Below are 22,568 nucleotides of genomic sequence, written 5' to 3' on the forward strand. Positions count from 1 at the left end.
CACTTACCCGCCCGCGGGCAGATCGGTGCGCGGAGCGGTGCCCAGGTGCACGCCGACCCGCTTGACGAGGAGGGTCATCTCGTAGGCGACCTGTCCGACGTCGGAGTCGGCCGCGGACAGGACGGCGAGGCAGCTGCCGTCGCCGGCGGCGGTGACGAACAGGAAGGCGTCGTCCAGTTCGACGACCGTCTGCCGGACGCTGCCCGCCTCGAAGTGCCGGCCGACGCCCTTGGCGAGGCTGTGGAAACCGGACGCCACGGCGGCCAGGTGCTCACTGTCCTCCCTGGTCAGGTCCTTGGACGCGCCGGTGGCCAGGCCGTCGCCGGACAGGACGACGGCTTTGCGGATGCTCGCGACCCGGTCCACCAGGTCGTCGAGGAGCCAGTTCAGCTCCCCGGACCCGGTCGCGGTGTGGCCGGTCGCCTTCGGTGCGGTCATCGACCGTCCCCCTTAGTCGTTCCTCGTGGTGCTTGTGGTGCTGTGCCGTCGGGGACGTCGTCACCGGCGGCGTTCTCCTCGCGGCCGCGCTGCCAGCCGCGCTGGAGCGAGGCCATGCGGCTGCGTACTTCCTCGGCGTCCCGGTCGGCGGGGGCGGAGGCGTCCTCGGCGGGACGCTCGGCGCTCTGCTTGAGCTGGGGGGCCAGGCTGGCCTGCCGTACGCGCCGGGGCAGCCCGCCGGGCCCGGGCGGCGTGGGGCCGGGGTCGCGGTCGCCGCCGGGACCGTCCGCGTGGGTGTCGGAGCGCGCTGCGGATCGGTCGTTCGCGGGCTCGGCGGAGTGGTTCGCGGGCTTGGCGGGGAGGTCCGTGGGCTCGGCGGGGAGGTCCCCGCGGTCGGCGGGGAGGGTGGTGCCGTCGTCCGCGCGGTTCTCGCGACGGCGGCGGGTCGGCAGCGCGGGCGGCTCGCCGGACCGTTCCTTCGGTGCCGACCGGCCCCGCGTCCGGTCCGGGGCCGTCTCGGGCGTCTCGTCCGCGCTGTCCCGGGCGTCCCGTTCAGAGACCGGGCGCCCGTGCGAACTGACCAGTTTGGGGGTCCGCCGGCGGGGCAGCGCGACGGGCGCGTCCGAGCCGTGGTCGCCCTGGGTCAAGTCGCCGTCGTGGCCCGGCCCCTGACGGCGGCGTTCGGTCCGGCGGGCCGCCTGGGCGTCGTCCGCCGCGGCGAGGGAACGGCGCGGGCGGAACAGGCCACCGCGTTCGCTGTCCTGGTCCCCGAGCGCACCGGGCAGGTCGTCCAGGGCGTCCAGATCGACGGACCCCCCGAGCTCGACGGATCCGCCCAGTTCGACGGGCGCCTCGAAGTCCACGGGCGCCTCGAGTTCCACCGGCCCGTCCAGCAGCGGGGACGGCCGGGCCGGCAGCCGGGCGGGGACGTGGGCCAGGGGGGAACGGCGGCTCCCCTCCCGCTCCTTCTCCTTGGCCCGCTGGGGACGGTCGAGGCGGAAGCCGACGCCGTTGGTGTCCGGCGCGTCGTCCGTGAGCAGCGCGTCGGGGACGAAGACGACCGCGGTGGTGCCGCCGTACGGGGAGGGCTGCAGGGACACCCTGACGTTCTGGCGCTGGGCCAGTCGGCTGACGACGAACAGCCCGAGCCGGTCGGTGTCCGACAGCTCGAACTCCGGGGTCTCGGCGAGCCGGAGATTGGCGTCCAGGAGGGCGTCGGCCGCCATGCCGAGGCCGCGGTCGTGGATCTCCAGGGTGAAGCCGTTGGCGACGCGCTCGCCGAGGACCTGCACGGCGGTGTGCGGCGGGGAGAACACCGTGGCGTTCTCCAGGAGTTCGGCCACGAGGTGGGTGAGGTCGGCGACGGCCGGTCCGGTGACGGCGATGCGGGGCAGTCGGCGGACCTCGATGCGCTCGTAGTCCTCGACCTCGGCGACCGCGGCCCGTACCACGTCCATGAGCTGGACGGGCTTGCGCCACTGCCTGGACGGAGCGGCTCCGGACAGGATGACCAGGCCCTCGGCGTGCCGGCGCATGCGGGTCGTCAGGTGGTCGAGGCGGAAGAGGTCGGCGAGTTCCTCGGTGTCCTCGGTGCGGCGCTCCATGGTGTCGAGCAGGGTGAGCTGCTTGTGCAGCAGCACCTGGCTGCGGCGGGCGAGGTTGACGAAGACCTCGGAGACACCGGCGCGGAGTTCGGCCTGCTTGACGGCGGCCTCCACGGCGGCGCGCTGAAGGGTGTTGAGGGCCTGGCCCACCTCGCCCATCTCGTTCCTGTCGTACTCCAGGCGCGGCACCTCGGTCTCCACGTCCACCTGTTCGCCCGCGGAGAGGCGGCGCATCACGCTGGGCAGCCGGACGCCGGACGCCTCGTGGGCCTCCAGGCGCAGCTGCCTGAGGTCACGGACGAGGGACCGGCCGACGCGTACCGACAGGAAGAGGGAGAAGAGCAGGGCGATCAGGCCGAGGGCGCCGGCGACGACCACCTTGGCGATGGTGTTCATCGCGACCGGGTCGACCCGGTCCTGGTAGCGGTCGGCGGCGTGGTCGTCCAGGGTGCCGAGTTCGTCGAGGACGCCGCCGGCGGCGGTGTCCCAGTTCTTGGCGGTGACACCGCGCGGCGTGCCGCCCTCAGCGGCGACGGCCGCCTCCTCGGCCACGCGCAGGGGGGCGGAGGCCGCGTTCTTCCAGAAGCGCTGGTACCGCCCGCGGTCGGCGGCGGGCAGCAACGGGAGGTTGATGTCGTACATCATGGTGCGCTGGGCCACGAGGTCGGAGACCTCCCGCGCCTCGCCCCGGGTGAGCCGTCCCGCGACCAGGGCGGAGCCGAGCAGAGCGTCCTCGCGGGAGAGCAGTTCGCGCGCGCGGGAGATGTTCACGAGGGCGCGGTACTGCTTGTCGAGGCCCACGTCGTCGACCACGTGGAGGTTGGCGAGGAGTTCGTGGCAGGGGTCGACCAGGCGGTTGTAGAGCCCGAGTGCCTGCGCGCGGTCGACGGTGCCGTCCTCGACGCTGCGGCGCAGCGAGCCGATGCCGTCGAAGGCGTCCAGTACGGCGGTGAGACGCTCCTTCTCGGCCTGGCCCATGGCGTCGCGTACGTCGGTGTCCGCGGCGTTGCGGCGGATCACGGTGATGGCCTCGTCGGTGGCGGCGCGGCTGCGCTGGAGCGCGGAGAGCCCGTCGGAGGCGCGCGGGTCGGCGAGGTGGACGAGGGTCTGGCGGCGCTCCTGCTGGAGGACGCGGACCGTGTCCTCGACCGGGTAGCCGATCTCCTCGACGACGGTCGTGACGCTGAACAGGCGGCTCGCCTCGCGTCCCGTGAGCACCGTGGCGAAGGCCCAGATCGCGGTCAGGGACACCAGCGGCACGAGAAGCAGCGCCACGATCTTCCGGCGGATCGACTTCCCGCGAAAGCGCATGTCCTCCCCCAGCTGGACCCCCACCGGCAGGGGGGTACACATGTACGTCAACAAACGGCGCGAGCCTACTACTGACGCACAGGTAACTCGAAGACCCGTCCGGAGGGCGAACTTCCGCACCGGCGGCTCGTGATGGTCAGTTGTCGGCTCATTGCGGGAGATTGCGTCCTCGGATCCGGTGGGTGGCGGGGAGACGTGTCCTTCCGGCGTGGCGGGTGGATTGGCCGAAATTTTTCGACTGGGCGGGATTTCCGGGAATCTTGAGGGCGCGTCGCTCGTCCTTCACTACGGGAAATGGAGGCGGAATCGGCCGCAGGAGCCGCATCCCGCCCCCGGGCGGCGTAAAGCAGCGCAAGCCGGGCAGCCAGAGGGGAGCCGTGTCTTCGGGGCACGGGCGAGCTGTCTGCAGGCGGTGGGGAGTGACATGTCGATGAGCACGGCGGAGCGGCGCGGGGCGCCCGAGGACGGCGGTGCGGCCGAGTTGGCGGCGCGCTCGGTCCGCGGGGCGCCGGATCGCGACATTCCGGCGGCTGGGCCGGACCAGCCGGAGCGTGGTGCCGCGGAGCGTGGTGTGCCGGAGCGACCGCGCCGGCGGGAGGAGCCCGAGCAGCAGTCGGCCTACCGGCCGTTGTGGACCGAGGAGCCCGCGCGGCGGCGTCGTCTGCCGGATCCGGTGCGTACGGCGGCCGTGCGCGCGGTACTCGTCGTCGCGGTGACGCTGATACTCGCGATGGTGGCCTTCCTGTGCACGATGGCGGAGTCCTGGCTGGCGTTCCCGATGGTGATCGGCAGCGTGGCGGGCACGGTGGTGGCCACCTGGGGCGTGCTGGACGTCTGGGTCACCCGTCAGGTCTGGAACCAGCGGCACGGTGTGGTGTCGGTACCGAGCAGCACCGCGCGCGCCATGCGTCGCGAGCGGCGCCGGGCCAGGCGGCAGCTCCGGACCGCGGAGCGGCGCCAGGAGCGGATACCCCGGCGGGGCGGCGCGGGGCAGTTGTCCCACCCCTGAACTCCTGCCGGGCCCGGTGAGCCGTCGAGCGCCTGGGCCGACCGACGGGTCACCGGTACGCCGCGCGGCCTAGGCGGGCGGCCTAGGCGGGCGACTGCGCGGGGCGTTTGAACATCCGGGTCGCCGTGATCTCGCTGTGCACCGTCTCGCCCTCGCCCTCGCCCTCACCGGCCGGGGTCGGCTGGGGCAGACCCGGCCGCAGGTGTTCCTCCACGCTGATGTACTTCAGCCCGGCCCTGAGGTCGGCGTCGTTGCGCAGCCGGATGACCAGCGGGAACTCGGCCAGCGCCGTGGTGTCGAACAGGCCGGTGGTGTACAGGAGCTGCACGCCGAGCGCGTCGGACACGGCCCGCTGGAGCTCCAGCAGGTAGGTCGCGTTGGCACGGCCGATGGGGTTGTCGAGGAACAGGGTGCCGGCGTGGCGGTGCCGGTCACGGCCCCGGTCGTTGCTGCGGAGCGCCGCCATCGTGCAGTACAGGGCGATCGCCGCGGTAAGCAGCTGACCGCCGGAGAAGACGTCGCCCATCTGACCGACGGGGACGCGTTCGGCGCGCAGCACGGCGTCGGGCTTGAGGATCTCGACGGCGACGCCCTTGGGCTGGAGGGCGGCGGCGACACCCCGCAGCAGCAGGGACATGCCGTCGCGGCGCAGGTCGGAGTTCTTCTTCACGGCCGCGCGGGTGGCCTCGTCGACGACCTCGCCGAGCCGCTCGGTGAGGGTGGCCTGGTCGGGTTCCTCGAAACGGATCCGCAGGAACTCCTGCCCCGACCACTCGCCGAGGCCCTCCGGCAGCCGGGAGAGCCGCTGGGCGGAGCGGAGGGTGGCGAGGGCCGACTCGACCAGGCCGCGCAGCCGGTCCACGATCGAGTCGCGGTTGCGTTCCAGCTGGGCCAGCTCGTCGGTGAGCACGCGCAGCCGCGGTGCGAAGGCGTCCGCCCACTTGGCGGCGTGCTCGGGCAACGCGGAGGCGGGCAGTTCACGGATCTGCTGCCGGGCGGGGGTGCGGACCTGCTCGTAGCGGGTGGAGTTGGCGTGCCGGACGAGGATGTCGCTCGCCTCGCGGACGGCGGCCTCGGCGGCGGACAGGTCGGCGGCGCAGCCGCGCAGGGAGCGGCGGGCCTCGGCGGCGGACTGGCGGGCCTCCTCGAGCCCGCCCGGGTAGGGCTCGGGCTCCTCCTGATCCTCCTCCGGCGGGTGCTCGCGCAGCAGGTCGCGGAGCATGGCGGCGACCTCGTCGAAGCCGCCGGCCGCGTCCTCGGCGGCGCGGTGCGCGTCGAGCAGCTCCGCATGGGCCTCGCGGGTGCGGGTCAGTGCCTCGTTGCCGGTGGCGAGTTCGGTGGTCGCCGTGCGCAGCAGCGTCTGGGCGTGCTCGGCGTCGCGCGGGAGGAGGTCCTCGGGGAGTTCGGTGTGGGCGTCGCCGTCCTCGGGCGCGTGCCGTTCGGCCTCGCCGCGGAGCCGGCCGAGCTGTTCACTCGCGCTCGACATGCGTGCCTCCAGGAGCTGCACCAGCTCCTCGGCCCGGGCGGCGGCGGCCTGCCGGGAGGGCCCGTCGGAACCGTCGGGCGACTCCAGGAGCTGCCCGGCCCGGGTCCGCACCTTGTTGCTGAGCCGGTCGAGCTCCGCGCGGGCCGCGCTCTCGTCGCTCTCCGCGCGGGCCTGCTCGGCGCGCAGGTCGGCGCCCACGCCGACCTGCTCGTACAGCTGGGAGGCGGCGCGGTAGGCCTCGCGGAGTGCGGGCAGGGACGCCTTCGGCGCGTCCGTGCCGGGCACGTCCCCGGGGGTGTCCTCCGGTACGTCGTCGGGGGCGCCGGCGATCTCGGAGCGTTCGGCGCGCAGCGCGCGGGCGGTGCGGCGGGCGTCGTCGGCGGCCCGCTGGGCGGCACGGCGGTCCTCGTCGGCGGCGCGGGCCCGCTCCAGGCAGGCCTGGGCACGGGCCTCGGCCTCGGCGCCCTCGTCGGCCAGTTCACGCACTCTGACCTGCCAGCCGGCCCGCTCGCGCAGCCGGAAGGCGAGCCCGGCGAGGGCGTCGGCGGCGCGGCGGGCCTTCTGCGCCGCCTCCTGCCGCTCGTCCCGCATCCGTACGGCCTCGGCGGCGCTCTCCTCGGCCTCGGCCCGCACGGTTCGCGCCTCGGCCAGCTCGGCCTCGGTCTCCTCGGCGAAGGCGCGGGCCTCCTCGGCGGTCCGCGCCAGTTCGGCGAGGCGGCCCGCGGGGCAGCCGGTACGCCAGGAGGCGAGCCGGGCGGCCAGCTCGCGGTCCTTGCCGAGCCGGGCGGCGAGGGTGCGGATCTCCTCGTCCCGCTCCGTCGCCCGCGCGCGCAGGGTCTGCCGTTCCTCGTCGGCGGCGTGCTCGTCGTGCATGGCCGGGTTCGGCGGTACGAGGAAGACGTCCCCGGTCCCGGAGCCGGGGGCCGGGGTGGGGGCGAGCAGGGCGGCGGCCGTGCCGACGGCGACGGCGGAGCGCGGCAGCAGGGCCGCGTCGCCGAGGACGTCCCGGGCGCGGGTGTGCGAGTCGGGGTCGGTGATGATCACGCCGTCGACCAGCTCGGGCCGGGCGGCCAGCACGCGCGCGTGGTCGGCGGGGTCGACGGCCTGGGCGAGGTAGCGCCAGCCGGGCAGGGCGGGGATGCCGTGCTCGCCGAGGAACTCCACGGTGGCCAGGACGTCGGGTCCGGGTGGCAGCAGTCCGCCGTCGCCGAGGGCTCCGAGGATGCGGGCGTCGTCGGCCGCTGCGGTGCGCAGGTCGAAGAGCTGGCGTTCGGCCGAGGTGACGGTGGTGTCGAGCAGCTCGCGCAGTTCGTCGGCGAAGCGGTCGAGCTCCTCGGGGGTCAGGGTCCCTTCCTCCGACACCCCGGGATCGGCCGCCCGGTCGCGGTCGGTGTCCTGGCGGGGCTGCGGGATGCCGGGGCGGGTGCCGGCGGACAGCCCGAGCAGTTCGGCGAGACGTTCCTCGGCCGCCAGCGCTTGCGCCGTGCGGCGTTCGGATTCGTGGGCGCGTTCGGCCGCGGTGGCCGCGTCGGCCGCGCGGGCCGCCGTCAGCTCGGCCCGGCTCTCGGCGGCGGCCGCCTCGCGCGCGTGCTCGGTGGCCCGGCGTGCCGCCTCACGCGCGGTGTCCCAGGCCGCGACGGTCGTCTTCTCGGCGTCGCTGGCGGCGAGCGCGGCCCGGGCCGGGTCGGCGTCCGGGGCGCTGTCGTCGAGCCAGCCGGCGCGGACCGCCTCGGCGGTCTCCTGCTCGACCTCGGTCAGGCGCTGGCGCAGGTGGCCGACCTCGCTGCGGGCCCGCTGCGCCTCGGTGGCGGCGGTGGTGGAGTCCCGGTGGGCGGTGTCGCTGACCTCCTGGAGGGCGGCGGACCGCTCCTCCTCCTCGTTGGCGTGCCGCTCGGCCTTTCCGGCCGCGGCGTGCAGGGCGCGGACGAGGTCGACGGCGGCCTCGGCGCGGGCCGCGAGCGCGGGCGCCGCGTCCCGTTCGGCCTCCTGGATGGCGGCGGACACGCGCGTCACGCGGTCGGTGGCGGCGCGGTGGCGCAGGACGGCCTCGGCGGCCTGCCAGGCGGAGTGCAGGGTGCGCGCGTCGGCGAGTTCACGCTTCTGCGCGGCGGCCGACTTCTCGGCGGCGGTCAGGGCCAGCGAGGCGTGCCGGTAGGCGAGTTCGGCGGCGATGAGGGCGCTGCGGTCGCGGGCCGACTCGGCGTGCGTGACGGCGTGGGCGGCGGCGGTGACCCGCTGGGCGAGGTCACCGGCCCGGACCCGCTCCCGGGCACCGCGGGCGGAGAGCCGGCGTGCCAGGGTCCTGGTCCGGCGTTCGGCGGCGGTGTGGATGTCCCGGGCACGGGCTCGGGCGTCGGTGGCCTCGACGATCCGGCCGAGGAGGTCGACGGACCCGGCGGTGAAGTCCCGTTCCGCGATCAGCTCGGCGCGCCGGCCCAGCTTGTTGCCGAAGCCGCTGACCAGGTCGGCGAGTCCGTCGGTGTCGCGGGTGTCGGTGACGGCGCGCAGGAGGAGGTCGGTGAAGTCGGAGTCCTTCTTGACCGCGAAGAGACCGGCGGCCTCGCCCTCGTCGGCGTTCATCTCGCGCTGGTAGCGGAAGAGTTCGGGGTCGAGGCCGAGGTCGCCGAGGTGCTCGATCCAGCGGTCGTGGATCTCCTCCCAGTGCACCTCCAGGTGCGGGTAGGCCTTGCCGGCCTCGGTGATCGCGTCCCGGAAGCCCTTCATGGTGCGCCGCCTGCCCTGGGCACCGGAGACGCCCTCGACGGGCGGGCGGACGGCGGTGGCCTCGGCGACGGGCAGGTTGTCCAGGGTCAGTCCGGGGCCGGGCCGGAAGGAGTACCACGCCTCGGCGAACTTGCGCGGGTCGTTGGAGACCTGACGGCCGCGCCACTCGCTGGCCTTGCCGACGACGACGCACTCGCCGGTCTGCACGTGCTGCCACTCCAGGGCGACGTGTCCGCAGTCGTCGGCGAGCAGGAACTTGCGCAGGACGCCGGAGCTGGCGCCGCCCAGGGTGTTGCGGTGGCCCGGGAGCATGACGGAGAAGATCAGCTTGAGGAGTACGGACTTGCCGCCTCCGTTCTCCAGGAAGAGCACGCCCGCGGGCGCGGGCCGGCGGGGTGGGCCGACGGGCTCCTCCTCGAAGAACTCCGCCTGCGTGGGCGCGGGGTCGGGCACGGGTTCCCCCACACCGCGCAGGTCAAGCACGGTGTCGGCGTAGCGCGCACCGGCGGGCCCGATGGAGTAGAGGCGGACCCGGGACAGCTCGTACATGGCGGACTCTCGTAAGTCTTCGTGAAAGCGGGGGGCGTGGGCGGTGTCAGGCGGAGTGGAACGGCAGACCGGCGTCGGCTACCAGCTCCAGGTCGTCCGTCTCCTCGGCGGGCAGCAGCGTCGCCGTGCCGTCGGTGACCGGGACGACGCCCAGGTCCAGCAGCTCGGCCATGGCGGCGCTGCCCGCCATGTCGCGTACCTGGAGCTGGTAGCGGGCCGTCGTGCGGTACGTGCCGCCGTTGTCGTCGCCGGTGCGCTGGAGGAAGCCGGACTCCGTGAGGAACGCGGCGGCCTTGCCGACGATGCCCGTGGTGGAACCCGGGAGCCGGCGCGCGTCCTTGGTGGCGCCGGTCGCGCTGCGTCTGGCCCAGATCCGCCAGGCGGCCTCCAGACCCGGGGCGTCGGTGGCCGGGTCGGTGTTCTCGCCCTGTTCCTCCGCGCGCTCCTCCAGCCGCCGGCACGCCTGGCGGACGAAGGCGTCCACGCCGTTGACCGTGACCCGGCCGATGTAGCCGTCGTCGGCGAGGTCCTCGGGACGCGGGTAGGCCATGGCGGCGACGGCGAGGTGGGCGAGGCCGTGCAGGAAGCGGTCACCGGAGTCGGTGGCGGCGCGGCGCGCGTAGTCGCCCATGCGTACGGCGAACACCGAGTCGTCGGCGGCGGCCACGGCCATCCCCGCGCGCGGGGACACCTCCAGGACGATCAGCCCGAGGCCGGCCGCGACGGCGTCGGCGAGCCGGGCGAAGGGCGGGTCCTCGCGGTAGCGGCGCAGGAGGTCGGCGTACTCCTGGTCGCGGGCGGGCAGCAGCTTGGGCTGGAGGCCGAAGGAGACGAGCCGCGCCGCGTCGGCGGCGTCGGCGGGCGTGACGGCCGCGGTGGCCGGCGTGGCACCCGCCTCCGGTTCGCTCCGGTCGACGTGCTCGGTCACGGTCGGTACTCCTCGCTGTGCTGGTGCGGGTGTTGCTCACGGGGCCGGTGCGCGGGGGCGGGCCGGTACCGCTCAGGGGACGGGTGCGGCCGCGGCGGGCGCCGACCGCCCTCGGGGGACGAGTACGGGCGCGGCGGGCGCCGACCGCCCCCGGGGGACGGGTACGGGCGGGGTTGCGGGCACCCGGATCGCTCGAGGCGCCGGTGGCGGCGCGGTCGGCGCGTGCTCATGCCGCCTCCGTCCGGTCCGCGGCCATCCCGGCCGCGTCCAGAAGTGCCGTGCCGACGATGAGGTCGGCGCCGCCGAACTCCGGATCGTCCAGTTCGGTGCCGTCGTCCACGGCGAACAGCAGCTTCGGCTCGCCCTGCCGGTACGCGGTGCCGACCGGCGGGCTGGCCGCGTGGACGGCGAGCAGCGCGACGAGGTACGGCAGCTCGGGGTCCTGGGCGCGGGCGTCGGCCAGCAGGCCGGACAGCCGGCGCGGGGCGTCGTGCGGCAGGTCCAGCAGGTGCGTGGCCGCCGCCAGCTGCTCCTCGCTGAAGCGGCTGTCGTCCGGGGTGGCGATCAGGTCGGGCTCCGGCATCTCGGCGCCCAGGTGCTCCCGCTCCACCGGCGGGGTCAGCAGTATGTCGACGAGGTCGCCGACCCGGACGGAGACGGGCGTGCGCAGGCCGGTGCCGCGCGCGAAGAAGGCGTCGGTGACGCGCAACGCCCGCTCCAGGGGCAGCGGCAGGACGGGGGCGACGAGGTGGCCGTACAGGTCCAGGCCGGAGGTCGTCATGGGGGCGGCGAAGGCCTGCCGGTCCTGCTCGGCGCGGAAGAGCGGGCCGGCCTCCAGGAGCCGGGACTGGAGCTGGGTGTGACGGCGGATGCAGTCCTTGACGATGTCGACCAGCTCCGCCGCGCGACGCTTGTGCTCGGGGTCCTCGGACTCGTCGCGGGCCTTGCGGATGTTGGTGAGGATCGCGTTCTCGTGGCGGTACCGGTCGGCGACGTGGTCCAGGGCCTCGGCGATCATGTCGGGGACGGCGCTCAGCCAGTCCACCGCGCGCACGTTGCGCCGGGTGGCGTCCAGGGCTTTGCGCAGCGTCTCCGAGTACTGCACGGTCCGGTACCGGGCCTGCTCGGCGGCGAGCTGGGCGTCGGCGAGCCGGCCCCGGCTGATCAGGACCTCCAGCTTGACCTCGGCGGCGATCTGCGCGCTGGTGACGTCCGTGTCCAGGGCGCCGACGAGGACGTTGACCGCCTCGTCCGTGGTGCGCAGGTAGACGGTGCCGCCCGGGCCGGGGACCTCTTCGAGCAGCTTGAAGTCGTAGTCCCGGCGCACGTACGTACCGTCCGGCCCGAAGGTGCCGTACACCGCGCGGAACCCGCGGTCCACGCTGCCGACGTTGATCAGGTTCTCCAGCACCCAGCGGGCCACCCGCTCGTGCTCGGCGGCGGGCCGGGCCGGGGCCTGGGCGGCGACGCGCGGGATCAGCCGGGCCACTATCTGGTCGTGGTCGGCGCCCGTGTCGAAGTCCATGTTCAGGGTGACGAGGTCGATGGCGGCCAGGGCGACCTCCGCCATGCCGTACACCGAGTACTCGCCCGCGAGGTTGGCCTTGCGCGCGTCGAGGTCGTGCAGCGGCGCCGTGCAGGCGAGCGCGCGCAGCCGCCGCGCCAGTCCCTCGTCGGCGGCCGGGCCCGGGGCAGGGCGCGGCCCCGCGCTGAGCTGGGGCGGAACGCTGTCCGTCGATGCAGGCGAAGTCACGGTGCACAGACTAGGTCCTCGGTCTGACAACGACCCAAACGACGCAGATGGGCCCCGATGCGACGGGGCACCCGCCCCCTCGCCGAGCCCGCGGGTGCGCGCGGGCACCCGCCCGTGTCCACCGACGCGCGCGGATGCCCGCCCGCGCCCGCCAACACCCACCGACGCCTCCCCCGACGCCTCCCGACACCGACGGACGCCTCCCCCGACGCCTCCCGACACCGACGGACGCCTCCCCCGACGCCCGCCGCCCGCCTATCCGTCGTCGCCGACCCGCCGCTGGTAGACCTCCACGACCCGCTTCAGCGAGTTCTCCAGGTAGACCGCGAGCAACCGCTCCGCCGTCTCCCGCTCGCCCGCCTCCAGCGCCTCCAGGATCTCCGCGTTCCGCGCGATGTACGGCTCGTGCAGGCTTCTCGGGTCGTCCACGACGTGGAAGGCGAGGCGCAGTTCGGCGAAGACGCTGCGCATCAACTCGTCCGTGCGTTCGCTGCCGGCGAGCGCCACCAGTTCCCGGTGGAAGTGGATGTTGGCCGTACCCACGCCTTTCCAGTCACCTTCACGGGCCGCCCGCCGCCCGTCCGCGACGGCCTCGGCGAGTCCGTCCACGGGGTACGGGGGCTCGCCGAGGCCCCGTACGACGGCGCACTCGACGAGCGACCGGGTGCGGTAGATGTCCTCCACGTCGTCGACGGTGAGGACCCGGACGAAGACGCCCCGGTTCAACTCGTGGACGAGCAGGCGTTCGTGGGTGAGCAGCCGGAACGACTCGCGCAGCGTGTTGCGGGAGACCCCGAGCGCACCGCCGATGCTGTCCTCCGACAGCCGGGTGCCGGGCGGGAAGTAGCCCTCGGCGATGCGGCTCCTGAGGATGTCCGAGACGCGCTCGGCGGTGCTGGTGCGCCCGAGGAGGGCACGGTCGTCCGCCAGTCCCGCCAACTGCTCTGCCATGCCCGGAATTCAACCGCAGACACCGGAACGAAACAACAGGGGTATTGAGGGATCGTTGAACGATCCTCTACGGTGCCATCACGGCGGACACGGCGCCCGTTCCGCTCGGCGCGCCGCCCGCACCGACCGGCTCACTCGACAAGCACCCTCCGTCCTCCCCCTGCGAGGTGCCCCATGAGCACGCCCCCTCCACCCCGGGCCCTGTCCACCGAGGCCCGTCCGGGCCCGGGTGAACACGCCCCGGACGACGGTCCGTTCGGCTGGCTGCGGGCCCTGGGCCCGCGAGGCCGCCGCGCCTTCGGCGGCGCGTTCGGCGGCTACGCGCTCGACTCGTACGACTACTTCACCCTGCCGCTGACCATGGTCGCGCTGGCCGCGTACTTCAACCTGGACAGCGGCCAGACCGGCCTGCTCACGACGGTGACGCTGGTCGTCTCCGCGGTCGGCGGCGCCCTCGCGGGCGTGTTGGCGGACCGCATCGGCCGGGTCAGGGCACTGCTGCTCACCGTGATCACCTACGCCGTGTTCACGGTGGCCTGCGGTTTCGCGCCCAACTACGAGACGCTGCTGGTCTTCCGTGCCCTCCAGGGCCTCGGCTTCGGCGGTGAGTGGGCGGTCGGCGCGATCCTGGTCGCCGAGTACGCGAGCGCCCGGCACCGGGGGCGCACCCTCGGCGCGATCCAGAGCTCCTGGGCCGTGGGCTGGGGCCTCGCGGTGGTCGTCTACACGCTGGTGTTCTCCCTGGTCGGCGACGATCTGGCCTGGCGCGTCATGTTCTGGACGGGCGCCCTGCCCGCGCTGCTGGTGGTCTGGGTGCGGCGCAGCGTCCACGACGCGCCCAGGGCCGTCGAGGTCCGTGAGAAGGGTGCGACAAAGGGATCGTTCGCGGCGATCTTCAAGCCGAGCACCGCCGGCGCACCGGGCCTGCTGCGCGTCACGCTCTTCGCGAGTCTGCTCTCCACCGGTGTCCAGGGCGGCTACTACACCCTCGCGACCTGGGTGCCGACGTACCTCAAGGACGAGCGCGACCTGTCGGTCGTGGGCACCGGCGGTTACCTGACGTTCCTGATCTCGGGCGCCTTCCTGGGCTACCTGACCGGCGGCTATCTCACCGACCTCCTGGGCCGCAGGCGCAACATCTGGCTCTTCGCCCTGCTGTCGGCGGTCTGCATCCTGGCGTACGCGAACATCCCCAGCGGCGCCAACACCCTGCTCCTGGTGCTCGGTTTCCCGCTCGGCTTCTGCATGTCGGCCATCTTCAGCGGCTTCGGCTCGTACCTGAGCGAGCTGTACCCGACGGCGGTACGGGGCGCGGGGCAGGGGTTCACGTACAACACCGGACGCGCCGTGGGCGCCGTCTTCCCGACCACGGTCGGGTTCCTGGCCGACAGCTGGGGTGTGGGCGGCGCGCTGGTCTTCGGCGCCATCGGTTACGGCATCGCGGCGCTGGCTCTGCTGGGGCTGCCGGAGACGCGCGGAAGGGAACTGGCGTGAAGCACTCTCACGACGTGACCGGGGGCCGTCCGATCGCCCTCGTCGACGAGCACGCGCGCGCGTGGAGCGCGAAGGCGGCCCGGTCCCGCTTCCGGGACGGGCTGACCGGCCCCACGGCCGGGGTCGCGGCCGGTCACACGCAGGCCAATCTGATCTCGGTACCCGCCGACTGGGCCTACGACATGCTCCTCTTCTGCACGCGCAACCCGAAGCCCTGCCCCGTCCTCGACGTCACGGACGCCGGGTCGTGGACCACCGCCCTCGCCGACGGCGCCGACCTGCGCACCGATCTGCCGCGCTACCGGGTGTGGCGGGACGGCGAACTGGTGGACGAGCCGACGGACGTGCGCGCGTACTGGCGCGACGACCTGGTGTCGTTCCTGATCGGGTGCAGCTTCACCTTCGAGTGGGCGCTGACGGCGGCCGGCGTCCCGGTCCGCCACGTCGAGCAGGGCCGCAACGTCCCGATGTACGTCACCACCCGGCAGTGCCGTCCGGCCGGGCGGCTGCGCGGGCCGATGGTGGTGTCCATGCGGCCGGTGCCGCCCGCGCACCTGTCGGCGGCGATCCGCGAGACGAGTCTGCTGCCCGCCGTGCACGGCAGCCCGGTGCACTGCGGCGACCCGTCGGCGCTCGGCATCGCCGACCTGGACCGGCCGGACTTCGGCGACCCGGTCGCCAGGGAACCGGACGACATCCCGGTGTTCTGGGCGTGCGGGGTGACGCCGCAGGCGGCGGTCATGGCCTCGCGGCCGCCGTTCGCCCTCACCCACGCCCCGGGGCAGATGTTCCTCACCGACGCGCGGGACGAGCAGTACCGCGTGGCCTGACCCGCCGTGCCCCGACGGGGCCGGAGACCGGAGACACTGGAGACATGACCTCGATCGATCTCAACGCCGACCTCGGCGAGGGTTTCGGCCGCTGGCGGCTCACCGACGACGAGGGCCTCCTGGGGGTCGTCACCAGCGCCAACGTGGCGTGCGGCTTCCACGCCGGGGATCCGGCCACCATGCGGCGGGTGTGCGAGACGGCGGCCGCGCGGGGCGTGACGATCGGCGCCCAGGTCTCGTACCGGGACCTGGCCGGTTTCGGCCGGCGCGCGATGGACGTGCCGGCCGCCGAGCTGGCGGCCGAGGTGGCCTACCAGATCGGCGCCCTGGAGGTCTTCGCGCGCGCGGCCGGCACGCGTGTGGCGTACGTCAAGCCGCACGGCGCCCTGTACAACCGGGTGGTGCGGGACGAGGAGCAGGCCGCGGCCGTCGTCGACGGCGTCCTCCTCGCGGGCGGTGCGCTGCCCGTGCTCGGACTGCCCGGCTCACGCGTGCTGGAGCTGGCCGGACGGGCGGGGCTGCCGGTCGTCACGGAGGCGTTCGCGGACCGGGCGTACACCGACGAGGGGACGCTCGTCCCGCGCGGCCGGGAGGGCGCCGTGGTCACCGATCCGGACACCGTCCTGGAGCGTTCGGTGGGGCTGGCCGTCTCCGGCACGGTCACCGCGCGCTCCGGGGCGCGGATCGGGGTGCGGGCCCGTTCCCTGTGCGTGCACGGCGACACGCCCGGCGCGGTGGAGCTGGCCCGCCGGGTCCGGCAGCGGCTGGAGGCGTCGGGCGTCCGCGTGGAGGCGTTCGCATGAACGTCCTGCCGGTCGGCGACGACGCCCTGCTCGTCGAAGTGGCCTCGGGCGACGAGGCCGCGGCCCTCCACGCGGAGCTGTCGCGGCGCCGCGCGGAGGGCACGCTGGCGGCCCGGGAGATCGTTCCGGCGGCCCGCACCGTCCTCCTCGACGGTGTCGCCGACGCGGCCCGGCTGGCGTCCGAACTGGCCGCCGCCGACGTCCCGCCCGCGCCCGCGCGCGCGGGGCGCGTCGTCGAGATCCCGGTCCGTTACGACGGTCCGGACCTCGCCGACGTCGCCGCGCACTGGGGCGTCGCGGAGGAGGAGGTGGCGCGGGTCCACTCGGGCACCGAGTTCCGGGTCGCCTTCTGCGGGTTCGCGCCCGGCTTCGGCTACCTGACCGGGCTGCCCGCGCGCTATGACGTCCCGCGCCGGGACACCCCGCGCACGGCCGTGCCCGCCGGTTCGGTGGCGCTCGCGGGGCCGTACACGGGCGTGTACCCGCGCTCGTCGCCCGGTGGCTGGCAGCTGATCGGCAGCACGGACGCCGTGCTGTGGGACCACACGCGCGTACCGGCGGCGCTGCTGTCGCCGGGCACGCGCGTGCGGTTCGTCCGTCGCGCGGACCCGCGCGGAGACCAGGGGGGTACATGACCGACCGTGCGCTCGCCGTCGTCCGGGCCGGTGCCCTGACCACCGTGCAGGACCGGGGCCGGGCCGGCCACGCGCACCTCGGCGTCCCCCGCTCGGGGGCGCTCGACGCGCCGGCGGCGGCGCTGGTCAACCGGCTGGTCGGCAACCCGCCCGACGCCGCCGTCCTGGAGACCACACTCACCGGCTGCGCCCTGCGCCCGCGGTGCGCGGTGACGGTGGCGGTCGGCGGGGCCCCCTGCCCGGTGACGGTGGACGGGCGGCCGGTGTCCTGGGGCGCGCCGGTCGACGTGCCGGCCGGTGCGCTGCTGGACGTCGGCCCGGCCTGCTCCGGCGTCCGCGCCTACGTGGCCCTCGCCGGCGGCGTCCTCGTCGAGCCGGTCCTCGGCAGCCGCTCCACCGACCTGCTGTCCGGCCTCGGGCCGCCGCCCCTCACGGACGGCGCGGTACTGCCCCTGGGGCGACCGCGCGGACGGCACACGCGCGTGGACTTCACCCCGCAGCCCGCGCCGCCGGCGGAACTGGTCCTGCGGGTGACGCCGGGTCCGCGTGCCGGCTGGTTCACACCGGAGGCGACGCGGGTGTTCACCTCCGCCGCCTACCGGGTCTCCTCCGCGAGCAACCGCATCGGCCTCCGTCTGGACGGACCCGCGCTCCGGCGCGCCCGTCCGGGCGAACTCCCCAGCGAGGGCATGGTCCTGGGCGCCGTACAGGTGCCGCCCGACGGCAGGCCGGTCGTGTTCCTCGCCGACCACCCGACCACCGGCGGCTACCCGGTGATCGGCGTCGTCCGCGGCGCCGACCTCCCGGCGGCGGCCCAGGCGGTACCGGGGACGCCGGTGCGCTTCGTGGCCGTACGCGGACGCTGACACGGCGGTACCGCGTGCGGGCGACGTCCGCCGTACGACCGTGTCCGGGCCGGCCTCCGGCGCCCTCCGCGCCGGGAGCCGCGAGCCGGCGCCCGGCACCGTGCCCCGGCCCCGGCCCCGGCCCCGGCCCCGGCCCCGGCCCCGGCCACCGCACCGGTACCGCCCCTCACGCCGCCTCCGCCCGCTCCGTCGCCGACAGCGCCGCGAGGGCGGCGGACACGGCGGCGGACGTGCGCAGGTCGAGCCGGGCGCTCGTGCCGCGCGCGTGGTGGCGCAGTTCGTCGGCGGCCAGGGTGAGCAGCTGGGGCAGGAGGTCGGTGCAGCGCCGGGCCACCCAGCCGGTGCCCGCGGTGGCCAGCCACCACAGGCTCGCCGATCGGGTGGGCGCGGGGAACTCGTTCTCGGGCGAGGGCGCGGGCCCGGTGGCCGCTCCGCGTGCGGCGAGCAGGGCGTGGAAGCGCAGGGCCAGCTGCCGGTGCCCCCGCTCGCCGGGGTGCAGCCGGTCCGCGCTCCACATCGCGCGGTCGGTGATCCAGTCGCCCTCGCACGCGTGCAGGTGCACGGCCCCGTACCGGTCGGACAGGGCGTGCACCACGGCGTTGACCGCCCGTTGCCGCCGGGCCAGCGGCCGGGCCAGCACTCCGGGCAGCCCGAGCATCGTCCCGGGGTCCGGGAGACACGCCGTGAGCAGCAGCGCGCCCCGCGCGGTGAACGCGCCGTACACCGTGTCGAGCCGGGCGGCGACGGCGTCGAGGTCGAAGGTGCAGCGCAGGGTGTCGTTGACGCCGACGACGACGGACACCACGTCGGGCCGCAGGGCCAGGCCGGCGGGCAGTTGCCGCTCGGCCACGTCACGGGTCTGCGCCCCGCTGAGGGCGAGGTTGGTGAACTCGGCGGGCTCCTCGGTGAGCCCGGCGGCGAGCAGCGCGGCCCAGCCCCGCCACCCGCCGCCCACCGGGTCCCCCACGCCCTCGGTGAGCGAGTCGCCGAGGGCGACGAAGCGGACGCGTCTCATGACACGGCCTCCGGCAGCACCGGGCGCGTGGGGACGGGCGCGTCGTGCGCGGCGAGGAACGCGGCGACCGCGGCGTCCCAGCCGAAACACTCGGCACGCGCGCGTGCCGCCGCCCGCCGGTCCGCCTCCCCGCGCCCGAGGAGCAGCCCCACGGCGTCCGCGAACGCCTCCCCGTGGTCGGCGGCGACGGCACCGGCGGAGCCGATCACCTCCGGCAGCGCCGACGACGCGCTGGCCACCACGGGCGTGCCGCACGCCATCGCCTCCAGCGCGGCCAGTCCGAAGGTCTCGGCCGGCCCGGGCGCCAGGCACACGTCGGCGGACGCCTGGAGGGCACCCAGCAGCCCCCGGTCGGCGACGTGGCCGAGGAACGCCACCGGCAGCCCGCGCTCCCGCGCCCGCTGTGCCAGCCGTGGACGCAGCGGCCCGTCCCCGGCCACCACCAGCACCGCCCGCTCCCCGCGCCGCCGCAGCGCCGCCAGCGCGTCCAGCGCCGTGCCGGGCCGCTTCTCCACGGACAGCCGGGAGCACATCACCAGCAGCGTCTCCTCCGCGCGCGCGTGCCGGGCCCGCAGCCCCGGATCACGCAGCGCCGGGTGCCGTCCCGCCAGGTCGACGCCGAGCGGAGCGCGTACGACGTTGCGGGCCCCGATGCGGACGAACTCCCGCTCGGCGAACTCCGTCGTGCACACCACGCGCGCGTAGGTGTGCGCCGTACGGATGTTGAGAGTGTCGGCGGCGCGGCGGGCCGCCCCTTCCGGCAGGCCCCAGGTGCGCAGCACCCCGTCGGCGGTCTCGTGGGAGACCATCACGGCGGGGACCCTGGCCCGCCGCGCCCACTTGCCGGTCCAGCGCAGCGTGGTGCGGTCGGACACCTCCAGGCGGTCGGGGGCCAGCTCCTCCAGCAGCGCGGCCACGCGTCGCCTGTCGGTGAGGACCCGGTAGCCGCCGGTGCCGGGCAGCAGCGGACCCGGGAGGGTGATCACCCGGCCCTGTGCGGTCTCCCGGTCGTCGGCCCGCTCGCCGGGGACGACGAGGACGGGGTCGTGTCCGGCCGCGCGGTAGCCCTTGCCCAGCTCGCGCAGCGCGGTGCGCAGGCCGCCGGACGCGGGGGCGACGAAGTTGGCCAGCCGGACGATTCGCAGCGCGTTCATGCGGCCAGCACCGCCTTCCGCGCGGTGAGCACGTCCGTGTAGTGCCCGATCAGCCGGTCGCCGACGGCGGCCCAGGTGCGCTCCTCGACGGCCGCCCGCCCGGCCGCCCCGTACGCCGCCCGCAGCGCGGGGTCGGCGGACAGGGACCACACGGCGTCCCGTACGGCCGCGGCGTCGCGCGGCGGCACCAGCAGCCCCGTACGCCCGTGGGCGACGAGGTCCAAGGGGCCGCCCGCGGCGGGCGCGACGACGGGGACGCCGCTGGCCATGGCCTCCTGCACGGTCTGGCAGAAGGTCTCGAACGGGCCGGTGTGCGCGAAGACGTCCAGCGAGGCGAAGACCCGGGCGAGCGCGTCGCCGGTGCGGCGGCCGAGGAAGACGGCGCCCGGCAGCGCCTGTTCCAGGCCGGGCCGGCTGGGCCCGTCGCCGACGACCACGACGCGCACGCCGTCCAGGGCGCAGACTCCGGACAACAGTTCCACCTGCTTCTCGGGGGCGAGCCGTCCGACGTAGCCGACGATCAGCTCACCGTTCGGGGCGAGTTCCCGGCGCAGCGCCTCGTCGCGCCGGCCGGGCCGGAAGCGGACGGTGTCCACCCCGCGCGGCCACAGGCTGACCCGGGGCACGCCGTGCGCCCGCAGGTCGCGCAGGGCCGCGCCGGACGGGGCGAGGGTGAGGTCGGCGGCGGAGTGCACGGAGCGGATGCGCCGCCAGGCGGCCGCCTCGCCCGCTCCCATGTACGTACGGGCGTATCCGGCGAGGTCGGTCTGGTAGACGGCCACGGCCGGGACGCCGAGGCGCGCGGCGGCGGCCATGCCCCGGACGCCGAGAACGAAAGGGCTGGCCAGGTGGACGACGTCGGCGCGGTGGTCGGCGATCGCGGCGGCCACGCGCCGGCTGGGGAGGGCGACGCGGACCTGGGGGTAGCCGGGGAGCGGAAGGGACGGGATCCGGACGAGGGGGCAGGGGGCGGAGCCGTCCGCCTCGTCACCGGGGGCGGCGGCCGGGGCGACGACGACGCAGTCGTGACCGCGATCGACGAGGTGCCGGGCGGTCTGGAGCGCGCAGTGGGCCACGCCGTTCACATCGGGGGGAAAGGATTCGGTCACGATGACGACACGCATACCGGTGTTGTCGCCGGACTGGACGTGCTCGCGTCAACGTCGATCTTTCCGGCCGGGGAACGTCCCATGAGCGTTGACCCGCCCACCCGAGCGGGTCAGCCCCCGGCCACACCCGCCGTGCCCGCGGGCCACGCGTCGTTCACGCGGAGGGGTTTTGGGCGGTGAAGCGGGGTCGCGCGCCGCGCGGGGAGGGGTCCTGGTGCGGCGGCACGGGCCTCGGACACCGGCTCGCCCGCTCGGACGACGGCGGGCCCCCGTCCGCCCCCGCGCAATCACCGTGCCCGCCGCGGGGCCGGGCCCGGCACGTCGGCGCGGTGGTCCCTCGGTTCACACGGCGGGCGCGTCCGCGTCCGGCCCGAACCGGCTGCGTACGGCCGTCTGGACCTCGTCCTCCTCGGCCGGGTCGGCGGCGAGCCTGCGCAGCCGTTCGACGACGCGGTTGTCACCGGTCTCGGCGTGGCGGGCGGCGATCTCGCGGGTGGTCTCCTCGCAGTCCCACAGGCACTCGATGGCGAACCCGGCTGCGAAGGAGGGGTCGGTGGCGGCCAGCGCGCGGGCGGCCCGGCCACGCAGGTGGGAGGAGGCGGTCTCGCGGTAGACGTGCCGCAGTACGGGGGCCGCGCAGGCGATGCCGAGCCGTCCGGTGCCGTCGACGAGGGTCCACAGCGTCGGCGCGTCGGGCCCTTCGCCGCGGACCGCCTCCCGCAGCGCGGCGAGGACGAGGTCGCGGTCCCGCGCTCCGCCCCGGCAGGCCAGTACACGGCCGGCGGCGGCGCCGAGGGCGTCGGGCCGGTGGACCCAGGCGCGCGCGCGGTCGACCGCGGCGACGGAGCGCATGCGCTCGAAGGAGGCGACCGCGGCCTCCACCACCGGCGTCGAGCCGGTGGCCACGGCACCCTCGATCAGGTCGAGGGCGTACGGGTCGTCGCTGTCGGCGAGATAGCGCAGGGCGGTGCAGCGGGCGCCCTCGGCGCCGGACCGCGCCGCCTCGACGATCTCGGCCCGGTCCTCGGGTCCGGCGACGGCGGTGAGGCACCGCGCGGCGGGCACGTGGAGCGCGGCGCCGCGCTCGACGCCCTGCTCGGCCCACTCGAAGACGGCACGCACGCTCCAGCCGGGACGCGGCCCGGTGGGGTTCATCTGCCGCTGCCAGCGGTCGAAGCAGCCCCTTTCCCGGGCGGCACGCACCCGCGTGGCGATCGACTCGCGCGGATCGTCGGCCCACAGGCGCCAGGGCCGGGGCTCGAAGGCGTCCCGCACGGCCACGGCCAGCTCGGCGTCGCCCTCGGCATCGCGGGGGAAGCGGGCCAGGACCGGCGCGGCCAGGGCGCGCAGACCGGAGTCGTCGTCGCGCAGCGCCAGCTCGTCCAGGGCCCAGGCCCAGTTGACGCCGTGGGCGGCGTACCTGCGCAACAGGGCGAGCGCGTCGAGTCTGCCGTAGGAGGCGAGGTGGCCGAGGACCGCCAGTGCCAGGCCCGTGCGCGACTCGTCGGCGTCCAGGACGTCCTCGGGGTCGAAGAGGTGGGCCTCGATCGCGTCCAGTTCGCCGTTCAGGTCGAGGTAGAGGCGGGCGTAGTAGAGGGAGCGGTTCTCGACCTGCCAGTCGTGGCGGGGGTCGTGCAGCACACAGTGGTTCAGTGCCGCGAGCGCTTCGGGGCGTGGAGCGGTGAGCGCGTGCAGCGTGCCGTCGCCGCGACCCCGCTGAAGCAGGCCGAGCAGCGTACCGCTGGGCGCTATGACCGGATCGAACATGGGAAACAGCCTCACATCAAGCGTCGACGCAACCGGGGAGCACGCGTTACCTGGCCGTGCGCCAACACGTCGGAGCGCCCGCCGTCTCTTGCTTGCCGAAGACCATGTTCTCTGCCTCTCGTCGGTGGCCCTTGCGGGCCGT

Annotated in this window: 16 protein-coding genes; 6 read left to right on the forward strand and 10 right to left on the reverse strand. The window is 75.4% G+C overall.

Features of this window, described 5'->3' with window-relative positions:
* Positions 1-3: 3 nt before the first annotated feature.
* Both ACFIF2_RS24795 and ACFIF2_RS24800 read right to left on the reverse strand, forming a co-directional pair.
* Positions 4-438 (reverse strand): roadblock/LC7 domain-containing protein, encoded by a 435-nt coding sequence (locus ACFIF2_RS24795; protein WP_395575440.1) that lies wholly within the window; start codon positions 436-438, stop codon positions 4-6.
* A complete protein-coding gene (locus tag ACFIF2_RS24800) occupies positions 435-3,353 on the reverse strand; it encodes a nitrate- and nitrite sensing domain-containing protein (RefSeq protein ID WP_395575441.1) in 2,919 nt (972 codons plus the stop codon). Before ACFIF2_RS24800 ends, ACFIF2_RS24795 begins: the two co-directional genes overlap by 4 nt.
* A 424-nt stretch (positions 3,354-3,777) precedes the next feature.
* On the opposite strand from ACFIF2_RS24800, the gene ACFIF2_RS24805 reads away from it, so the two are divergent.
* On the forward strand, positions 3,778-4,362 hold the full coding sequence (locus ACFIF2_RS24805; RefSeq protein ID WP_395575442.1) for a hypothetical protein: 585 nt from the start codon (positions 3,778-3,780) through the stop codon (positions 4,360-4,362).
* A gap of 82 nt (positions 4,363-4,444) precedes the next feature.
* On the opposite strand, the gene ACFIF2_RS24810 is transcribed toward ACFIF2_RS24805, so the two are convergent.
* The 4 genes from ACFIF2_RS24810 to ACFIF2_RS24825 form a co-directional block, all read right to left on the reverse strand.
* Complete coding sequence (locus tag ACFIF2_RS24810) at positions 4,445-9,121, reverse strand: hypothetical protein (RefSeq protein ID WP_395575443.1); 4,677 nt, start codon at positions 9,119-9,121, stop codon at positions 4,445-4,447.
* A 46-nt stretch (positions 9,122-9,167) separates the two neighbouring features.
* Positions 9,168-10,049, reverse strand: coding sequence for a hypothetical protein (locus ACFIF2_RS24815; RefSeq protein WP_395575444.1), 882 nt, complete (start codon positions 10,047-10,049; stop codon positions 9,168-9,170).
* Positions 10,050-10,275: 226 nt separating this feature from the next.
* Entirely contained in the window at positions 10,276-11,802 is a 1,527-nt protein-coding gene (locus ACFIF2_RS24820; RefSeq protein WP_395575445.1) for a hypothetical protein, read from the reverse strand.
* 255 nt (positions 11,803-12,057) lie between these two features.
* Positions 12,058-12,753, reverse strand: coding sequence for a GntR family transcriptional regulator (locus ACFIF2_RS24825; RefSeq protein WP_395575446.1), 696 nt, complete (start codon positions 12,751-12,753; stop codon positions 12,058-12,060).
* Positions 12,754-12,927: 174 nt separating this feature from the next.
* Here ACFIF2_RS24825 and ACFIF2_RS24830 point away from each other — a divergent pair, with 174 nt between their 5' ends.
* Genes ACFIF2_RS24830 through ACFIF2_RS24850 form a run of 5 tightly spaced genes read left to right on the forward strand, consistent with a single transcriptional unit; the run spans position 12,928 to position 17,381 of the window.
* Positions 12,928-14,247 (forward strand): MFS transporter, encoded by a 1,320-nt coding sequence (locus tag ACFIF2_RS24830; protein WP_395575447.1) that lies wholly within the window; start codon positions 12,928-12,930, stop codon positions 14,245-14,247.
* A complete protein-coding gene (locus ACFIF2_RS24835) occupies positions 14,244-15,077 on the forward strand; it encodes a putative hydro-lyase (protein ID WP_395575448.1) in 834 nt (277 codons plus the stop codon). The genes ACFIF2_RS24830 and ACFIF2_RS24835 overlap by 4 nt, the downstream gene beginning before the upstream one ends.
* A 44-nt stretch (positions 15,078-15,121) precedes the next feature.
* The gene (locus tag ACFIF2_RS24840) at positions 15,122-15,880 is read left to right on the forward strand and encodes a LamB/YcsF family protein (protein WP_395575449.1); all 759 of its coding nucleotides are present in this window, start codon (positions 15,122-15,124) and stop codon (positions 15,878-15,880) included.
* Positions 15,877-16,515, forward strand: a complete 639-nt coding sequence (gene pxpB / locus ACFIF2_RS24845; RefSeq protein ID WP_395575450.1) for a 5-oxoprolinase subunit PxpB — start codon at positions 15,877-15,879, stop codon at positions 16,513-16,515. Before ACFIF2_RS24840 ends, pxpB begins: the two co-directional genes overlap by 4 nt.
* The gene (locus ACFIF2_RS24850; protein ID WP_395575451.1) at positions 16,512-17,381 is read left to right on the forward strand and encodes a biotin-dependent carboxyltransferase family protein; all 870 of its coding nucleotides are present in this window, start codon (positions 16,512-16,514) and stop codon (positions 17,379-17,381) included. The genes pxpB and ACFIF2_RS24850 overlap by 4 nt, the downstream gene beginning before the upstream one ends.
* 166 nt (positions 17,382-17,547) lie before the next feature.
* Here the strand turns inward: ACFIF2_RS24850 and ACFIF2_RS24855 are convergent, their stop codons facing one another.
* The 4 genes from ACFIF2_RS24855 to ACFIF2_RS24870 form a co-directional block, all read right to left on the reverse strand.
* On the reverse strand, positions 17,548-18,396 hold the full coding sequence (locus ACFIF2_RS24855; RefSeq protein WP_395575452.1) for an SGNH/GDSL hydrolase family protein: 849 nt from the start codon (positions 18,394-18,396) through the stop codon (positions 17,548-17,550).
* Positions 18,393-19,550: a glycosyltransferase gene (locus ACFIF2_RS24860; RefSeq protein WP_395575453.1), complete on the reverse strand. Its 1,158-nt coding sequence runs from the start codon at positions 19,548-19,550 to the stop codon at positions 18,393-18,395. The genes ACFIF2_RS24855 and ACFIF2_RS24860 overlap by 4 nt, the downstream gene beginning before the upstream one ends.
* Positions 19,547-20,674 (reverse strand): glycosyltransferase family 4 protein, encoded by a 1,128-nt coding sequence (locus ACFIF2_RS24865; RefSeq protein WP_395575454.1) that lies wholly within the window; start codon positions 20,672-20,674, stop codon positions 19,547-19,549. The genes ACFIF2_RS24860 and ACFIF2_RS24865 overlap by 4 nt, the downstream gene beginning before the upstream one ends.
* Before the next feature lie 327 nt (positions 20,675-21,001).
* On the reverse strand, positions 21,002-22,426 hold the full coding sequence (locus ACFIF2_RS24870; protein ID WP_395575455.1) for a HEAT repeat domain-containing protein: 1,425 nt from the start codon (positions 22,424-22,426) through the stop codon (positions 21,002-21,004).
* Between the last annotated feature and the right edge of the window lie 142 nt (positions 22,427-22,568).

The sequence above is a fragment of the Streptomyces sp. BK79 genome, assembly GCF_044142145.1.
Lineage (GTDB): Bacteria > Actinomycetota > Actinomycetes > Streptomycetales > Streptomycetaceae > Streptomyces.

What these genes read in the sequence shown, in the direction of transcription:
- ACFIF2_RS24810 (WP_395575443.1), bottom strand. Translation starts at nt 9,121, where the DNA reads ATGTACGAGCTGTCCCGGGTCCGCCTCTACTCCATCGGGCCCGCCGGT.
- ACFIF2_RS24840 (WP_395575449.1), top strand. Translation starts at nt 15,122, where the DNA reads ATGACCTCGATCGATCTCAACGCCGACCTCGGCGAGGGTTTCGGCCGC.
- ACFIF2_RS24825 (WP_395575446.1), bottom strand. Translation starts at nt 12,753, where the DNA reads ATGGCAGAGCAGTTGGCGGGACTGGCGGACGACCGTGCCCTCCTCGGG.
- ACFIF2_RS24860 (WP_395575453.1), bottom strand. Translation starts at nt 19,550, where the DNA reads ATGAACGCGCTGCGAATCGTCCGGCTGGCCAACTTCGTCGCCCCCGCG.
- ACFIF2_RS24805 (WP_395575442.1), top strand. Translation starts at nt 3,778, where the DNA reads ATGTCGATGAGCACGGCGGAGCGGCGCGGGGCGCCCGAGGACGGCGGT.
- ACFIF2_RS24830 (WP_395575447.1), top strand. Translation starts at nt 12,928, where the DNA reads ATGAGCACGCCCCCTCCACCCCGGGCCCTGTCCACCGAGGCCCGTCCG.
- ACFIF2_RS24855 (WP_395575452.1), bottom strand. Translation starts at nt 18,396, where the DNA reads ATGAGACGCGTCCGCTTCGTCGCCCTCGGCGACTCGCTCACCGAGGGC.
- ACFIF2_RS24870 (WP_395575455.1), bottom strand. Translation starts at nt 22,426, where the DNA reads ATGTTCGATCCGGTCATAGCGCCCAGCGGTACGCTGCTCGGCCTGCTT.
- pxpB (WP_395575450.1), top strand. Translation starts at nt 15,877, where the DNA reads ATGAACGTCCTGCCGGTCGGCGACGACGCCCTGCTCGTCGAAGTGGCC.
- ACFIF2_RS24865 (WP_395575454.1), bottom strand. Translation starts at nt 20,674, where the DNA reads ATGCGTGTCGTCATCGTGACCGAATCCTTTCCCCCCGATGTGAACGGC.
- ACFIF2_RS24795 (WP_395575440.1), bottom strand. Translation starts at nt 438, where the DNA reads ATGACCGCACCGAAGGCGACCGGCCACACCGCGACCGGGTCCGGGGAG.
- ACFIF2_RS24800 (WP_395575441.1), bottom strand. Translation starts at nt 3,353, where the DNA reads ATGCGCTTTCGCGGGAAGTCGATCCGCCGGAAGATCGTGGCGCTGCTT.
- ACFIF2_RS24850 (WP_395575451.1), top strand. Translation starts at nt 16,512, where the DNA reads ATGACCGACCGTGCGCTCGCCGTCGTCCGGGCCGGTGCCCTGACCACC.